Raw genomic sequence first — 1,095 nt, forward strand, 5'->3', positions numbered from 1 at the left:
GGCTCGGGCTTGGCCGGCACGGGCCGGGTCGGGCGGGCCACTTCCGGCGGGGGTGCCTTGCCGGGGATGCGGATCGTCGTGCCTTCGCCCACCTGGCGCGGCACCTTGATGTTGTTGTAGCGCGCGAGGATGTGGAACGCGTAGATGTCGCCGAGGAAGCGGCCGGCGATGCGCGACAGCGTGTCGCCCGAGCGCACCACGTACGGGAACGACTCGCGGCCGAGCGTGGCCTGCGGGTCCTCGGTCATCTGCTTCTGCAGGTTCAGCGCCAGCTTGTTGGCCGGGTCCAGGCTCAACGCGCGCTGCAGCTCGGCGCGGGCCTGCTCTTCGTTGCCGGCCTCGAGCAGCTCGACGACGCCTTGGGCGACCTTCTGCGCCTGCGCCTGCATCGCCGGGGTGGGCGGCGGCGGGGGCTCCGGGGCAGGGGCCGGGGCGGCGGGCGTGGTGGCCGGGGCCTCCGCGGGTGGTTCAGCCGGTTTGGTGGCACAGGCCGACAGCGCCAGCGCCGCGACCAGGGCCGACATCAGGGCGGCCGTGCCGGCGAGGCGGCACGGCGCCGAGCGATCAGTGGTTGCGATCATGCGTTCCATCTTCAGTCGAAGTGAGCGGAGCCCGGCAGCCGGGATGCCGCCCGGGTGGGAGCGGCGCCGCTGGAGGGCGAACGGCAGATTGTGCCCCGACCCGGGGCCGGATCAGAACCGCTTCACCCCGTCATCCGTGTGAAGAAAGTGCCTGCCACCACAACCACGTGGCCACCGCCGAGAAGATCGCGCCGACCAGCAGCCAGGCCTTGGCCTGCGGAATCACGCGGCCGGCGGCGAGCCAGCGTGCGAGGCCGAGCGCGAGGAAGGCCGGGCCGAGGATGGCGAGGATCAGCTTGGCGTCGATGAGGGGCATCAGGCCGTCCATTCTTCCAGCAGCCGCTTCTGGCRCCAGGCGGGGGCGGCCGTGTTGAACAAGGGCGTGCCCGGTTTCAGCAGGCACAGGTGCTCGGCCGCGGCGGCACGCTGGCGCTGCGAGCCGGTCTTCAGCGCGGCGAGGCAGTGGGCCACGGACACGGGCTGCCCCAGGAAGTGGCGCGTGCCGGGCGTGAAG

At 72.8% G+C, this 1,095-nt stretch carries 2 protein-coding genes and 1 pseudogene; all 3 read right to left on the reverse strand.

Annotated elements, in window-relative coordinates:
- A partial coding sequence (locus tag AC1D01_RS35970) for a LysM peptidoglycan-binding domain-containing protein (protein ID WP_477874492.1) occupies nt 1-581 on the reverse strand: 581 nt, incomplete at its 3' end.
- Nucleotides 582-711: 130 nt separating this feature from the next.
- Nucleotides 712-897, reverse strand: a complete 186-nt coding sequence (locus AC1D01_RS35975; RefSeq protein ID WP_477874494.1) for a hypothetical protein — start codon at nt 895-897, stop codon at nt 712-714.
- Nucleotides 897-1,095, reverse strand: a pseudogene (locus AC1D01_RS35980) (TIGR02270 family protein); the annotation flags it as partial. The gene AC1D01_RS35975 and the pseudogene AC1D01_RS35980, both read right to left, overlap by 1 nt.

Source organism: Rhizobacter sp. P3_B12, from assembly GCF_056402895.1.

Bases quoted from the DNA above. Each gene is read 5' to 3' on its own strand.
- AC1D01_RS35975 (WP_477874494.1), bottom strand. From the start codon at position 897: ATGCCCCTCATCGACGCCAAGCTGATCCTCGCCATCCTCGGCCCGGCC.